This is a genomic window from Kurthia sibirica, from assembly GCF_003143975.1.
GTDB classification, from domain to species: domain Bacteria; phylum Bacillota; class Bacilli; order Bacillales_A; family Planococcaceae; genus Kurthia; species Kurthia sibirica.
Window position 1 is genome coordinate 111,096 of record NZ_QFVR01000004.1, and the last position, 16,493, is coordinate 127,588.

Sequence of the window (16,493 nt, forward strand, 5' to 3'; positions counted from 1 at the left end):
ACAATAAATCGAATAATCCTACTATTTTTTACGATAGACGCTTGAATTATGGAAAATAATATGCAATTATCGATAAATATCTTGAATTTCATCATAATGATCGTCATTTCTGGCTATTAAACTAGCATAGTCTATATGTAATTGATTATAAAAAAGTACTCCTCAATCGTAGTGGAGAAGAATAAAGTAGGCTGGAAAGATATATTTTGTAGCCTTCCGATTATAGCTTTGAAACATATGAACAAGCTACTATTTTAGCGGCATGAACGCTACTATAATTTCTTACTATGACCAACTTACTACTACTGCATAAACAGTAGTTTCATACACAATAGTAAAAAAGCATAAAAGCCATCAATCGCGGCCTTTATGCTTTGTTTTATCACAAACTATGCACCAACAGTTGCTAATTTTGCTGCTACTTTTTTAGTTAAGTCAACTACGCGAGATGAATAACCCCATTCATTGTCATACCAAGCGATCACTTTTACTTTGCGCCCGCCCATAACCAATGTCGTTAAACCATCAATCGTAGCAGATGCTGGATCCGTATTATAGTCTTTGGAAACCAATGGTTCCATTGAGAAATTTAAAATTCCTTTTAAAGAGCTTTGTGATGCTTGGATGAATGCCGCATTCACCTCTTCAACCGTTACATCTTGCTGTAAATCAACTACTAAATCTACTAATGATACATTAGGCGTTGGCACGCGTAATGACATACCATGTAAGCGTCCTTTTAGTTCAGGTAATACGAGTTCTAATGCTTTTGCAGCACCTGTTGAAGTTGGAATAATTGACTCTGCACATGAACGAGCACGGCGCAAGTCTTTATGTGGGTTGTCAATGTTATTTTGGTCATTCGTATATGCGTGAACCGTTGTCATTAAACCATTTTCGATTCCGAATGTGTCGTTTAATACCTTCGCAACAGGAGCAAGGCAATTGGTAGTGCATGAAGCATTTGAGATGACATCATGTTTAGAAAGGTCTAGTTTATCATCATTGACGCCCATTACTACTGTAATATCTTCATTTTTACCTGGAGCAGTAATAATTACTTTTTTAGCTCCAGCTTCTAGATGTAAAGCTGCTTTTTCGCGCGAGTTGAATTTACCTGTAGCTTCAATAACAATGTCAACACCCATATCTTGCCATGGTAAGTTTAATGGATCACGATCATTTACTAATTGTACGCGTTTACCGTTTACAATCAATGCATTTTCTCCCGCTTCAACTGTACCTTCGAAACGGCCATGTGTCGTATCGTATTTAACTAAATGAATAAGTGTCTCCACTGGATAACTTGCATTAATAGCAACAATATTTAAATCATCTTGAAGTATCGCCTGACGGAACACCATACGTCCGATACGGCCAAATCCGTTTATAGCAATAGAAACTGTCATGAAAAATCCTCCTGTTTAAAAGAAATTCTTTTAATATGTTTATTTGTGAATTAGTATAACACATTTAACATAAAGGAGAACATTATTAACAAGTAAAATTAAAGTTTTTATTTTCTGAATAATTAATTTTATTAAAAATACGACTTTTCTTACTTTAGTTTAAGACCGCCCACTCTTTTAATATTTTTTCCAATTGTCGGCGTGTTTCCTCCACTGTACCATCATTAAAAATAACGGCATCTGCTCCTTTTTCCTTCTCAGATAATGGCAGTTGTGAAGAAATTCTAGCTTGTGCTTGTGACGCATCTAAGTTATTTCTCGCCATCAATCTTTGCAGTTGAATTTCTGGTGAAACCGATACGACTAAAATTTTATCGACCGTGCGACCTTGCGCGCTTTCAAATAGCAAGGGGATATCCATAAAAACTGTATTAAAGCCGCTACTAAGCCATTTATCTCTTTGTTTGGCCATCTCTTTTCGTATGGCAGGATGGATAATATTATTTAATTTCTGACGTTTCTCCGCATCATTAAAAATAATTTCTCCGACTTTTTGACGATCCATACTACCATCTTTTCGGATAATATCCTCACCAAATTCTGCTGCGATTTCACGTAAAGCAGGTTGGTTTGGTTCTACTACAATACGCGCAACCACATCTGCATCAACGACAGGAAATCCCAATTCTTCTATTATTTTAGCAACCGTACTTTTCCCACTTGCTATGCTACCTGTCAATCCAATAATCATCTAAACAACCTCCTATTTTTGACAATTCGGGCAGAAATATGAGTTGCGATTTGCGATCAAAATCTGCTGTGAATTAGTATGACACATTGGGCATTTTTTCATCCCATACATTTTTAAACGGTTTTGCATGCTACCAGATTCACCATTAATATTGCGGTAATCTGAGATAGATGAACCCCCAAATGCAATACTTTCGTCTAATACGTCGACAATCTTGTCAAAAAGCTGTGCCAACTGTTCTTCAGTCAAATTGGACACTTTTCGTCCCGGGTGTATTTTCATTGCGAATAACGCTTCAGTAGCATAAATATTTCCCGCTCCACAAATCGCATGAGAATCCATAATTACTTCTTTTATCGCTTTTTTAGCGTATTTGGGTTGCTGACAAACACCTAAGAAAAAAGCTTTTGCCTCTTCCTCAAAAGGTTCAGGTGCTAACTGTAAAAGTGGTGGATAATCGGCGATTTTTTTCAATAATCGTAGTTCACCAAATCGACGTATATCGGAATATATCAAGAAATGATGATCATCCAGTTGCAAGAAAACATGCGCATGTTTTCTAAATTTCGCCTCTGGTATCTGTTCGAGTGCCGCAACATGGAACCATGCACCCGACATACCTAGATGATTAACTAAAATATATTGCTCACCTTCCGTGTGTAAATAGAAATAAATATACTTTGAGCGTCTTTCGATACGCGCAATGGTCATACCTACAAGCAATTCAGCAAGCAGATTAGGATGCATCGCTTTGACGATTGCTTCCTTTCCATCATCATGCGATTTTTTTAAGATATCTGATGTTGTCACAGCGACAATTTTCCGCCCTGTAATGATCGGTTGCAATGATTTTACAACCCCTTCAACTTCTGGTAATTCTGGCATGTTATTCACTTCCTATTTCGCATCATACCAAGTGTCACCAGCTGAATAATCCGCACGCAGTGGTACATCTAACTTCACGGTATTCGCCATGACTTCTGGTACAATTTTTTCTAGTAATGTAATTTCTTCTTCTGGACATTCAAATATTAATTCATCATGTACTTGTAACAATATTCTCGCCTGAAGATTATTGTCTTTTAACGCTTGAGTCATATCAATCATTGCTTTTTTAATAATATCTGCTGCTGAACCTTGAATTGGTGTATTCATTGCTGTTCTTTCTGCAAAACTTCGCAAATTAAAATTACGGGATTTTAAATCTGGCAAATAACGACGACGATTCAATAATGTCGTAACGTAGCCTTGTTTTTTTGCCTCTTCCACGATGTCATCCATATATACTTTAACGCCTGGGAAGCTTTCTAAATAACGTTCTATAAAATCTGCTGCTTCCTTACGCGAAATATCAAGGTTTTGAGAAAGACCATAATCGCTTATACCATAAACAATCCCAAAGTTTACTGCTTTTGCAGCTCGACGCATAGTTGAATCGACTTCATCTTCTGTTACATGGAATACTTTCATCGCTGTACTTGTATGGATATCCATGCCATTTAAAAAGGCTTGAATCATATTTTCATCGCGTGACATATGTGCTAATACACGCAATTCGATTTGTGAATAATCTGCCGCAAATAGCTTCCATCCTTTTTGAGAAGGAATAAAGGCTTGGCGTATTTTACGACCTTCCTCTAAACGAATCGGTATATTTTGGAGATTTGGATCCGTAGAACTTAATCGTCCTGTTGCTGTAAGTGCTTGTTGGTAACGCGTATGGATTTTCTGATCATCTTCATGAATTTCCTTCGTTAAGCCCTCAATATACGTTGATTGTAGTTTACCCAATTGACGATATTGTAAAATATGTTCGATAATTTCATGTTCGGGTTTTAGTTTATCTAAAACATCTGCAGCTGTTGAATAACCTGTCTTCGTCTTTTTAATCACAGGTAAGCCTAGCACATCAAATAAAATTACACCAAGTTGCTTAGGTGAGTTAATATTGAATTTTTCTCCCGCCAAAGCATAAATCGTCGCTTCAATTTGCACCAGCTTCCCTTTCAATTCCACACCCATTGTATTTAAAGTATCTGCATCTACTTTAATACCGGCTGTTTCCATATCAGCCAATATTTTAGCCAATGGGAGCTCGATTGTGTAGTATAGCTCATACTGTTCATTGTCTTGCAGTTTTTTCATGACCTGCTCTCTTACTGTAAACACAGCAAATGCTTCACGGCAAACATGTTGAGATAAGATTGCTACCTCTGGTATTTCACGCTTGGCACCTTTACCGTAGATCACTTCCTCAGTTTGAATATCACTAAAGCCATATACTTTAACGACAGAAGCTATATCTTCTGAAGCAAATGCCGGATCATCAATATAGGCTGCTAACAATAAATCAAAATCAACGCCAGCCAATTGAATACCATCACGCGCGAAGGCCACCTGCTGTTTTTTTACGTCAAAAACATATTTTTTCTTTGAAGCATCTTGTAGGTATGCTCGAATACTTTCGGATTGCACAACATCCTCATAGTTAATATAGTAGGCATTTTCTGCATCAACAATCGCTAAGCCCAACTGTGGTGCTGTGTGATAATGGACATTCTCAATTTCCAAATGGATAGCCATGCCATCTTTTAATTGCGTAGCATCTAAATCCGTAACAATTGTATAATTCAACTCTGCCGTCTCTTTTTCTTCAGAAGCATAGTCACTTTTTTCGATTAATGATTTGAAGTCAAGCTCATTCCATAAGGCAAATAACGCATCCATATTTGGTCCATCCCATTGTAAATCATCGATTGATATAGTAATTGGTGCTTCGCAATTTATTGTCGCAAGTACCTTACTCATCTTCGCCTGTTCTTCATTCGCTACAAGTTTTTCTTTTAATTTCCCTTTTTGTGCGTCAATATTTTCATAGACTTCATCGACTGTCGGATAGTTTGTTAACAGCTTAATGGCTGTTTTCTCACCGACACCTGGAACACCCGGAATATTATCAGATGTATCACCCATCAAACCCTTCATATCAACAATTTGCTGTGGTGTTAAGCCATATTTTTCTTTCACATATTGTGGTGTATATTTTTCAATATCTGTCATACCTTTACGTGTGATATAGACCGTTGTATTGTCTGAAGCTAGCTGCGTCAAGTCCTTATCACCAGATACAACAATGACAGGTAATCCTTTAGCATCTGCTTGCTTTACTAAAGTACCAATAATATCATCTGCTTCATACATTTCTAATTCATATTGCTTCATATTATAGGCTTCGACTAGCTTGCGAACATAGGGGAATTGCTCGGATAGTTCTGGTGGTGTTTTTTGACGCCCCCCTTTATATTCTTTGTATGTGCTATGACGGAATGTTACCTTTCCCGCATCAAATGCTACCAGCATATGCGTAGGGTTTTCCTCCGTTAAAATTTTTTGTAACATTGTCGTAAAACCATAGACTGAATTTGTATGGATTCCTTGTTCATTTGTTAGTAGTGGCAAAGCAAAAAAGGCACGATAAGCTAGGCTATTGCCATCTAATAATAGTAATTTTTCTTTTGTCATTCCTTCAACTCCCTAATCGTATATTCATCTATTATAGTTTACCATGCAAAGCGTACTAAATAAAAAAAACGAAATGTTCTCTACGTCATTATGGCGTAAAGTTCATTTCGTTTATCCTTATTTAGATGAATGAAGGGGGCTTCATAAGATGAGTATAACAATGACTTATGAAGCACTTATTATCGAATTGTAAAGCTAGTGTAAATTATTGTTCTTTGGCCAGAGGAATTAATATACGAATTGTCGTTCCTTCACCTTCTTGACTTTTTACGATAATTTTACCATGATGTGCTTCGACTAAATGTTTGACGATGGCTAATCCAAGTCCTGTACCACCTGAGTTACGACTACGCGCACGATCTACGCGGTAAAATCTTTCAAAAACTCGTGGTATTTCAGCTTTCTGAATACCAATCCCTTCATCAATCACTTCCATAACACCATAGTCATTATGTTTAGTTACATTTATATGCACTGTTTTATAGTCCAGTGAATAGGTTACAGCATTAACGATAAGATTGACCGCTACTTGAATCAAACGGTTCGCATCACCGAGGACAATCACTTCTTCATCATCGGTCACCTTTAATGTCATATGTTTTTGTTCAATTGGCATTTTAGCCATTTCAATACTACTTCGTACGATGGCATTTAAAGAAGTTGGAATAATATCAATTTTAAAACCTTCTCGTTCTATTTTTGATAATTCCAATAGGTCTTGCACTAGCATTTGAAGACGATTGCTTTCTTTATACATAATATCTAAAAAGGATAGTAAAGTGTCCTCGTCTTTGTAGGCCCCATCAATCAATGTCTCAGAGAACCCCTTAATCGATGTAATCGGCGTTCTCAGTTCATGCGATACATTAGCGACAAAATCTTTTCTTACTTGCTCAAGTTGCTTCAATTCGGTTATATCATGCATGACGATTACGACACCTAACCAATGACCATGTTCTCCAATAACGGGTGCACCATATACCTCCATATGACGTTTTCGCCCTTCGATACTAATTTCTATTTGTTTACGATAGGGTTGTTCTGTCATAAAAACATAGTCAACAAATTCCTCTAAATTTTCATCGACACCTAAATCACGAAATACATGTTTTTTAACATCTTGATTGCTCTTATTAAACAGCTTTAGAAAAAAACGATTGACGACAGAAATATCGCCTTCTCGCCCAATCATGATTAACGCACTCCCCATATTTTCAATAAGCGTTTTTAATCTTTCCTGTTCCATCTCACGTACCAACATCATATCTTGTAAATTACGCGCTAATGAGTTGATGGATTTACTCAGTTGTGAAGTGGCAACCTCCCCCATTTCATAGGCGCGCGCTCGATAGTTCCCCTTCGCTAATTCCAAGGCGGTATGCGTAACATGTTCTACTGATTTTGTAAGATTTTTTAAGAGGCGATCTGTTATAAAAAGTAATAGTAAAAAGGCAAAAACAAGCGCTACAATTAAAATGAGCCAAAATTGCAATTTAGCAGTCGCTATTTCCTCCAATAAAAAGCTTTTTGGCATTACTTTTTCTAATTCTTGTATTTGTTGCGCTGTTAATACAATATTATTGTCTTTCATAACAGCTACAATATCTTTTTCAGTTTTCATCAAGTTTTCATCAATCGTATTTTCTAAATAAACGGGAAAAAGCTGCCCTAAAATAAAACCAAGGCCAGCTAATATCATGCTATACAAAAAAGAAAAAGCTAATAATAAACGTGTTCTCAATGTTTTCATACGCCCTTCGGCTCCTCAAATTTATAGCCTAACCCACGTATTGTTTTTATATATTTTGGTTTTCTACTATTTTCTTCGATTTGATCGCGCAGATGACTAATATGCACATCGACAATACGCGTATCGCCGGCAAAGTCATAATGCCATACCGCACTCAAAAGTTGATCGCGGGTTAATACTCTATTTTTATTTTCTAATAAATACACCAGCAACTCAAATTCCTTCGGCGTGAATTCCAAATCCTTCTTGTCCAAAGAAGCTTCAAAACGTTCCGGGAAAACTTCTAGTTCGCCAATTTTAAACGTACGTTCTCCCTCAAATCCTTCAACTGAGCCTTTTGTCGTAGCCGGTTCAATAATTTTAGAGCGGCGTAAAACAGCCTTTACTCGAGCATTTACTTCGCGTGGACTAAATGGTTTCGTCATATAATCATCCGCACCAAGTTCTAAACCTAGAACTTTATCAAATTCATCATCTTTCGCAGTTAGCATAATAATCGGTACATTCATTTTTAATAGACGAAGCTCTTTACACACTTCCATACCATCTTTTTTAGGTAACATTAAATCCAATAAAATCAAGTCTGGTTTGTGAGCAATTGCCTTATTTAATCCTTCTTCGCCATCATTCGCGATGAGCACCTCATAACCTGCTTGTTTTAAATTATATTGTAATAACGTCGCGATTGATAATTCATCTTCTACTACTAAAATTGTATTTGTCATTTTTATTGCCTCCGAGTAATGTTTTGAAACCCCCATTTCAAACATTCTTCACCGCGTTTAGTCGATGATCGGCTTTTTCGGTGGTACTACATATATTTCTCCCATTATTACATCAGCACCTTCAGTATTGCGACCTTCTATTTTAATTTGAAGTTCAGATGTTTCAGGTAACTTATTAATAACAGTGAATTTAATTTGGATTGTTTCATAGTGATAGAGAGGCTGCGGGTAACTTAATCGCTGTGACGTGATAAAAGCACCTGGTCCCGGTAAATATTTTGATACGGCTGACGTGACGATACCATTGAGCATAATCGCTGGTACGACCGGTTTTTCATATTTCGTTAAAGCTGCGTAATCATGTTGGATATAGAGTGGATTATTATCATTTGTCAAACCTAAATAGAGCAGCAGATCCTTGTCTTCAATATTTTCTGTAATTTGTAATGAATTACCGATATCGATGTCATCGAATGTCTTACCTAGCTTATAATTTTTGCCCAGTAACACAGGATTCCCCCTTCTGTAAATCAGCTTAATCTCATAGTAACAATATTCACATGAAAAATCGAGTTCTACTTGAGGAAAACTGTAAAATTCTACATTATTTATTGGAATTTTACGCTCAATCATTTTAGTCCTAAAGAAAATGTTTTTTTATTGCTACAAAAATAGGTATTCCGTGGAATAGCTACAATAAAACAAATCAAAATCGTCACCTACTCATCTTTTAGCGTCCTAACTGATGGTGTGGTGCTTTTTTATACGGAAAATACTATAGCTCTCGTGTCCTGTAAAAGATTCGACTAGAAGTGCATTATGTGAAGATCTCAAAAATGATGTAGAAGCTAAAAATCGGCTCTGTGTCAAATGTTGAGGTGAATGAAATTGGATTTTCAATTTCATTCACCTTTTTCATTTAGCCCAGATGTAAACCAACTTCTTTATACTTTAATGTTAGTAAGATCTTCGCTCTCAATCGAGCAAATCTTTTATAACCATATGCATGTCGTTTCATTACTTTCGTTTTGTTATTAATACCTTCTAAAAAGCCATTCGAATTTTTGGCCCAATCAAACCATTTTTTGTATGTGATCATCATGTACTTTCGAAGTAATTGACTGACAAGCTAGACAAATATGTGAACGCTTCGGCATTTCTATAAAAAGAGCATACTTACCCTCAATTTCTTCCATTTTGGTGACTAAAATATCTTTTAATCCTGGGATAGTCATGATAGATTTCATGTAGCACAGCTCACCTTTCTACTGTTACTTATTATGCAGCATTTTAAGTATAGAAGATTGGGTGAACCTGTGCTTTTTTCTGTCTATTTTTAGGTATGTTCATCATGATTAAAAGAAATAGCGAGGACTCCTGCCGAAAAACAAGTAGTAAGCAATCCTTTATTTTCACCTACGGTGAAAATAAATAGTGCGTTACTTGTCGGCGGAAAGCTCTCGCTATTTCTAATTGTCTAAAACATGAATTGTTTTAATACCCCAACATATATAATAGAACCTAAAAATCACCAGCACGACTAACTGGTTTAACACAAAAAACTGCGACCTGTTTAATACTGGTCGCAGTTTCAAGATAATTTTCTTATGTGAGAACGTCCATGACAGCTTTTACCGCTGCTGCTGATTCATCTAACGCTTCTTTTTCAGTGGCAGTTAGTTCTAGCTCATAGATTTTCTCGATTCCACCTGCACCTAATAGTGTAGGTACACCAAGATAAATGGCATCATAACCATATTCACCTTCTAAATAAGCAATCGACGGTAAAATACGTTTTTGATCTTTAATAATCGCTTCTGCCATTTCTACTAATGCTGCTGCAGGTGCGTAATACGCTGAACCATTACCTAGTAGATTAACAATTTCTGCTCCACCTGTACGTGTACGGTTGACAATTTCTTCAAGCCGTTGTGCTTCAATCAAACTTTCTAACGGTATACCACCGGCAAATGAGTAACGTGTTAATGGAACCATTGTATCGCCGTGTCCACCTAAGACGAAGCCAGTAATATCTTTTACCGATACATTTAATTCTTCTGCTACAAATGCACGGAAACGGGCTGTATCGAGAACACCAGATTGACCGATGACGCGATTTTTTGGAAAACCAGTTTCTTTAAATACCGTATAAGTCATGGCATCTACGGGATTCGTTAAGACAATTACCGTAGCATTTGGGGAGTATTTTGCTATTTCCTTTGATACAATCTTCATAATTCCTTGATTGATTTGAACTAAATCATCGCGACTCATGCCTGGCTTTCTTGCGATCCCAGCTGTAATTAATACAATATCTGAATCTGCTGTATCTTCATAGTTTGACGTACCAAAAATCGAGGCGTCAAAACCTTGCACAGGTGAAGCTTCGTACATATCTAGCGCTTTACCCTTCGTGGCATTTTCTGCTTGTGGTACATCTACAAGTACAACGTCCGCCAGTTCTTTTTGTGCCACTAAAAATGCTGCTGTGGCCCCGGTAAAGCCACCACCAATTACTGAGATTTTTTTACGTTTCAAAGTCATATGCAAAACTCTCCTTTAAAAATGTATTTTTTTGTATAAAAAAAGGGAGTAGGGACAAGCCCAACTCCCTTTTAATAATTAACTATTAAAGGTTTTTGATTAATTCATTAGCGAATTCAGAACATTTAACTTCTGTAGCACCGTCCATAAGACGAGCAAAGTCATACGTTACAACTTTAGAAGAAATTGTTGATTCAACTGATGCAGTGATTAAGTTAGCAGCTTCGTTCCAGCCAAGGTGTTCTAACATAAGTACGCCTGAAAGAAGTACTGATGATGGATTCACTTTATCTTGACCTTCATACTTCGGTGCAGTACCGTGAGTAGCTTCGAAGATTGCATGTCCAGAAAGGTAGTTAATGTTTGCGCCTGGTGCGATACCGATACCACCAACTTGAGCAGCTAGTGCATCTGAAACGTAGTCACCATTCAAGTTCATTGTTGCAACAACATCAAACTCTTTAGGACGTGTAAGGATTTGTTGTAAGAAGATATCAGCGATAGAATCTTTAACTAAGATTTTACCAGAAGCTAAAGCATCTGCTTGCGCTTTGTTTGCTGCTTCTTCACCAGATTCAGCTTTGATTGCATCATATTGGTTCCAAGTGAATACTTGATCGCCGTATTCAGCTTCAGCTACTGCGTAACCCCATTTTTTGAATCCACCTTCAGTGAATTTCATGATGTTACCTTTGTGAACTAAAGTAAGAGTTGGACGGTTTTCTTTGATTGCATATTCGATAGCAGCGCGTACTAGACGTTCTGTACCTTCTTTAGAAACTGGTTTGATACCGATACCTGAAGTTTCAGGGAAGCGGATTTTGTTAACACCCATTTCATTTTGTAAGAAATCGATGATTTTTTTATTTTCAGGAGTACCAGCTTCATATTCGATACCAGCATAGATATCTTCCGTGTTTTCACGGAAGATTACCATGTCAACGTCTTCTGGACGTTTAACTGGAGATGGAACACCGTCAAAGTGACGAACTGGACGTAAGCAAACGTAAAGATCTAACTTTTGACGTAAAGCTACGTTTAGTGAAGTAATACCGCCACCGATTGGTGTTGTAAGTGGACCTTTGATTGCGATTAAGTATTCGTTGATTTTATCAAGAGTTTCTTGTGGTAACCATTCGCCAGTGTTGTCGAATGCTTTTTGGCCAGCTAAAACTTCTAACCATTCAATTTTCTTGTCGCCATTGTAAGCTTTGTTTACGGCTGCATCGATTACGCGTGAAGCTGCGTTCCAGATATCAGGACCGATACCGTCACCGATGATGAACGGGATTGTTGGATTGTTAGGTACTTTAAGTACACCATTTTCTACTACGATTTTTTCAGACATGAATATTGCGCCTCCTATAGTCATAATCATGGGGCTAGTGCTATAACAGCCCCGCCCCATGATAGTTTACATTATAACATAATAATTGTGAAGTCGGAATTAACGTTCTTCGATTGCAATATACGTTTGCATTCCAGGTCCAACATACTCAGCACGTGGACGGATTAAACGGTTATTTGCATACTGTTCTAAGATATGAGCTACCCAACCAGAAGTACGTGAAACAGCAAATACTGGCGTAAATAGATCATGTTCGATACCTAATGAGTCATATACTGAAGCTGAGAAGAAATCAACATTAGCTGGAAGACCCTTTTGAGTAACGATCATATCGTGAATTTTAACTGACATATCATAAAGTTCTGGTTTGCCAGTAAGTTTAGTTAATTTTTCAGACATAGCGCGTAAATGAGGTGCACGAGGGTCACCTTTACGATAAACGCGGTGGCCGAATCCCATGATTTTAACTTTATGATCAAGTTTATCTTGGATATATGATTCAACATTATCTACTGAACCAATTTCAGATAACATTTTCATCACTTGCTCATTAGCCCCACCGTGTAATGGACCTTTAAGAGCGCCAATTGCAGCAGTAACACCAGAATAAACATCAGATAGTGTCGCAACACATACACGTGCAGTGAATGTAGAAGCATTTAATTCATGATCCGCGTGTAAAACAAGTGCTTTATCAAAAGCTTCGATTTCGATTGCAGCTGGTTCTTCACCTTTAAGCATGTATAAGAAGTTAGCAGCATAGCCAAGCTCTGCTTTTGGAGCAATTGGTTCTAGACCTTTACGAACACGAGCAAAAGTAGTAACTACTGTAGCGATTTTCGCTTGTAGACGTACTGCTTTACGGTAGTTCGCTTCTGGTTCCATAACGTCTGCTTCATCATCAAATGTACCAAGCATTGATACCGCTGTGCGAAGTGCAGCCATCGGGTGAACTGTATTAAGTGGCATAGACTTGAATAAATCAACAATTGATGCAGGAATAGCCATGTTATCAGCTAATTGTTGTTTTAATTCAGCTAACTCGTCTGCTTTTGGTAGACGTGTGTGCCATAATAAGTAAATAACCTCTTCAAATGATGCGTTTACTGCTAAATCATCGATGTCATAACCTACGTAAGTTAATGTATCATCGATAATAGAACTGATTTTAGTTTCTGCAGCTACGATACCTTCTAAACCTTTAGTTGATGTCATTATATTTCTCTCCTTTAAACATTCTTCTTTGCAGTCAAAACATTGCTGAAATGAACTGCCCCAAAAATAGTATATGAACCTATAAGTAAATCGCTTACATGAACATTATAATCAATTTTGACGGCTTTGTGAATGAAAAGACATCTTTTTATTAAAATAGAACCTTTTATAGTTTATTTTATACACAAAGTAGAAAAACGTTGAGGTATAAAAATCATGTTTTACCCATTTTATGTACATATTAACCATATAACGGAACTTTTTAACGTATTTTATGTCTTTATGCGTCATTAATAGCCATTAAATGGCAACATAAAACCTACCTTCATTATTAAGTTGTTACTTTTTGCTATTTTTTACCGAAAAAACTATATTTTAAACCATTATTTCATTATTTTAAAATAAAAAGATTTTATGCGACATCCTTATTGACGAAGAAAAAAGACGCTAAAAAGATGGTTATGCCCTTTTAATTTTAGATTGCACTTTATATATAGGCGTTACACTACTCGTGTTCAAGCCACAAGTTCATATATATTTAGATGGTTTTATTTGACCTTTTTGCGATTAATAAGCACAACCAGTCCTCAAAAACCCTACGCGAAAGAAACCCACTTTTTCTATTTATTCGTTTCAGACAAATACTTTCCAGCAGGAGTCCTCGTCCTTTACTACACGAATCATTCAGCCTAAATGCAAAGCCATTTCTCGATCCTTCATATTCAATACAAGTGTTGCTCGAAAATGAGCAACGCATCTATATCCAAATACATTGCGTTTTAAAACCTTTTTTTATGATGAATACCTTCTAAAAAACCATTTAAACTCTCTACTTGCCCGTTTTTAAGCATACAAATCAGGGGCATTGTGCTTTTTACGTTAATACCACAAGCTCATGTCCCCTACGGAATTAGTTGAAGCGAGACCCGCAGAAAGCGTCGAGCCGAGATGATCTTGTTTGAAAACACCAACAACTAGTATAGAATCAAAAAAAGAAGCTCGGAATAGGCTTCCGAAACTTCTTTTAATGTTTATACACAACTACATTGCCATTACTATATTTCTTTTTAATCCAGCGATAAATTAGTGGTTTAAATAATTGACGTGTTGGTTTCAAAGCTAATAAAACGCCGATTATATCGGATAAGAAACCTGGTAATATGAGTAACACTCCAGCGATAAATAACAAGACACCATCAATCATTGCTGGGCCAGGTGGCTGTCTATTTGCCATCGCTTTTTGAAGCTGTTGTTTTGCTTTCATACCTTCAAAACGAATAAGGTACACTCCGAGTATACCTGTGACGACGATTAGGACAATCGTCCAAAGAGCGCCGATTATTTTGCCTGACAACAACACGAACACAATTTCCAATAACGGGATTAAAAGAATCAGCAAAAGAATTTTTCGCATTTGCATTCCTCCTCGTAAAGAGCAGCGGATTGCTACAACGATTTATAGGATACTTGAGTAACCTTGATAAATAACGCCAGATGTAGCATCCATCGAAATTTCTTGATCATTTTCAATCAATTTCGTTGCATCCTTCACTCCTACAATAACAGGAATTCCTAGTGATAGTCCAACAACTGCTGCGTGAGAAGTTAATCCACCTTCTTCAGTTATTAAACCAGCACAATTTGTCACGGCTGGCATCATTTCACGATCTGAACCAATCGTTACGATAATGCGGTCTTTGGTATCGATCGCATTTGCTTCTTCAGCATTTTTCACAACGAGTGCACGACCGTTTGCTACTGATTTGCCAATACCTTGACCTTTTGTAAGAATATCGCCAATAACATGAACTTTCATTAAGTTCGTAGTACCCGCTTGTCCAACTGGAACACCCGCAGTAATAACGACAACATCGCCATAAGATACGAAACCATATTTTAAGCTCTCTTGAACAGCTAATTCTAAAATACCATCTGTATTACGAACTTTTTGAGCGACGATTGGCATAACACCCCATACTAATGCAAGACGGCGTGCTGTTAATTCGGACGAAGTGATCGCAATTACAGCTACACCCGGACGATATTTTGCAATGGTTGTCGCTGTATAACCCGACTCAGTTGGTGCTAAAATAGCAGCTACTTGTAGATTAAGCGAAGTATATGCAACTGATTGAGCAATTGAATCTGTCATACTAATTCCTTGCTCTTTTGATTGTGCACGTACAATTGCTTTATGATCTAAAGTATCTTCAATGCGTTCAGCAATTTTCGCCATTGTTGCTACAGATTCTACAGGATATAATCCAGCAGCTGTTTCACCTGATAACATAATTGCATCCGTACCGTCTAAAATTGCATTGGCAACATCAGATGCTTCTGCACGAGTTGGACGTGGATTACGTTGCATTGAATCTAACATTTGAGTAGCTGTAATAACTGGTTTCCCTACTTTATTACATTTTTTAATTAGATTTTTCTGCACGACTGGTACTTCTTCAGCTGGAATTTCAACACCTAAATCTCCACGTGCAACCATTAAACCGTCAGAAACTTTCAAGATATCGTCGATGTTATCAACGCCCTCTTGATTTTCGATTTTCGGAATAATTTGAATATGGACTGCATTGTTCTGTTCTAATAGTTGACGAATTTCTAAGACATCTTTTGCACGACGAACAAATGATGCTGCGATGAAATCAACATTTTGTTCGATACCAAAACGAATATCACTCGCATCTTTATCCGTAATACCTGGTAATTGAACAGATACGCCTGGAACATTGACACCTTTTTTATTTTTTAATGTACCCGCATTTTCAACGATTGTGTGGATTAAACCTTTTGCAGTATCCGTTGAAGTAACACGTAATTCAATCAGACCATCATCCAGTAAAATAATTGAACCTTCTTGTACATCTTCGATTAATTTTTCATAAGAGATTGAGAATACTTCTGGAGTTCCTAATACTTCAGTCATTGAGATTGCAAGCTCTTGACCAGTTACTAGCTCGATTGCATCATTTTGCATTTGATGTGTACGGATTTCAGGACCTTTTGTATCCAACAAGATTGCAACAATTTTATTTAACTCTGCCGATGCTTCACGAATTGTTTTGATACGTTCTGCATGTTCTTCATGACTACCGTGAGAAAAATTTAAACGGGCAACATTCATACCTGCATTGATTAAATTTTTCAGCGTTTCTTTTGATTCACTAGCTGGACCAATTGTACATACAATTTTCGTTTTTCTCATTTCATTACCACT

The 16,493-nt window shown here is 37.0% G+C and carries 13 protein-coding genes and 1 pseudogene; all 14 read right to left on the bottom strand.

All coding sequences use genetic code 11. The features are described from left to right. Positions 1-389: 389 nt before the first annotated feature. Complete coding sequence (locus tag DEX24_RS04460; protein WP_109305206.1) at positions 390-1,409, bottom strand: glyceraldehyde-3-phosphate dehydrogenase; 1,020 nt, start codon at positions 1,407-1,409, stop codon at positions 390-392. Between the two features lie 154 nt (positions 1,410-1,563). Further along, positions 1,564-2,160 (bottom strand): dephospho-CoA kinase, encoded by a 597-nt coding sequence (gene coaE / locus DEX24_RS04465; RefSeq protein WP_109305207.1) that lies wholly within the window; start codon positions 2,158-2,160, stop codon positions 1,564-1,566. 12 nt (positions 2,161-2,172) lie between these two features. Next, positions 2,173-3,045: a bifunctional DNA-formamidopyrimidine glycosylase/DNA-(apurinic or apyrimidinic site) lyase gene (gene mutM, locus DEX24_RS04470; RefSeq protein WP_109305208.1), complete on the bottom strand. Its 873-nt coding sequence runs from the start codon at positions 3,043-3,045 to the stop codon at positions 2,173-2,175. A gap of 12 nt (positions 3,046-3,057) precedes the next feature. Continuing rightward, positions 3,058-5,682 (bottom strand): DNA polymerase I, encoded by a 2,625-nt coding sequence (gene polA, locus DEX24_RS04475; protein WP_109305209.1) that lies wholly within the window; start codon positions 5,680-5,682, stop codon positions 3,058-3,060. 205 nt (positions 5,683-5,887) lie between these two features. Continuing rightward, positions 5,888-7,432: a two-component system histidine kinase PnpS gene (gene pnpS / locus DEX24_RS04480; RefSeq protein WP_109305210.1), complete on the bottom strand. Its 1,545-nt coding sequence runs from the start codon at positions 7,430-7,432 to the stop codon at positions 5,888-5,890. Beyond that, positions 7,429-8,157 carry a response regulator transcription factor gene (locus DEX24_RS04485; RefSeq protein WP_109305211.1) on the bottom strand — a complete coding sequence of 243 codons (729 nt, stop codon included), beginning with the start codon at positions 8,155-8,157 and terminating at the stop codon, positions 7,429-7,431. The genes pnpS and DEX24_RS04485 overlap by 4 nt, the downstream gene beginning before the upstream one ends. Before the next feature lie 57 nt (positions 8,158-8,214). Next, entirely contained in the window at positions 8,215-8,667 is a 453-nt protein-coding gene (locus tag DEX24_RS04490; protein WP_246131560.1) for a MaoC/PaaZ C-terminal domain-containing protein, read from the bottom strand. Between the two features lie 409 nt (positions 8,668-9,076). Then, a pseudogene (locus DEX24_RS04495) lies at positions 9,077-9,217 on the bottom strand (transposase); the annotation flags it as partial. Between the two features lie 13 nt (positions 9,218-9,230). Then, on the bottom strand, positions 9,231-9,404 hold the full coding sequence (locus DEX24_RS17125) for a hypothetical protein (RefSeq protein ID WP_170112845.1): 174 nt from the start codon (positions 9,402-9,404) through the stop codon (positions 9,231-9,233). 358 nt (positions 9,405-9,762) lie between these two features. Next, on the bottom strand, positions 9,763-10,701 hold the full coding sequence (gene mdh, locus DEX24_RS04500) for a malate dehydrogenase (RefSeq protein ID WP_109305214.1): 939 nt from the start codon (positions 10,699-10,701) through the stop codon (positions 9,763-9,765). Positions 10,702-10,786: 85 nt separating this feature from the next. Then, complete coding sequence (icd, locus tag DEX24_RS04505) at positions 10,787-12,049, bottom strand: NADP-dependent isocitrate dehydrogenase (RefSeq protein ID WP_109305215.1); 1,263 nt, start codon at positions 12,047-12,049, stop codon at positions 10,787-10,789. A gap of 99 nt (positions 12,050-12,148) precedes the next feature. After that, positions 12,149-13,264 carry a citrate synthase gene (gene citZ, locus DEX24_RS04510; protein WP_109305216.1) on the bottom strand — a complete coding sequence of 372 codons (1,116 nt, stop codon included), beginning with the start codon at positions 13,262-13,264 and terminating at the stop codon, positions 12,149-12,151. Between the two features lie 1,024 nt (positions 13,265-14,288). Then, the gene (locus DEX24_RS04515; RefSeq protein WP_170112846.1) at positions 14,289-14,678 is read right to left on the bottom strand and encodes an FxsA family protein; all 390 of its coding nucleotides are present in this window, start codon (positions 14,676-14,678) and stop codon (positions 14,289-14,291) included. Positions 14,679-14,720: 42 nt separating this feature from the next. Next, positions 14,721-16,481 carry a pyruvate kinase gene (gene pyk / locus DEX24_RS04520; RefSeq protein WP_109305218.1) on the bottom strand — a complete coding sequence of 587 codons (1,761 nt, stop codon included), beginning with the start codon at positions 16,479-16,481 and terminating at the stop codon, positions 14,721-14,723. Between the last annotated feature and the right edge of the window lie 12 nt (positions 16,482-16,493).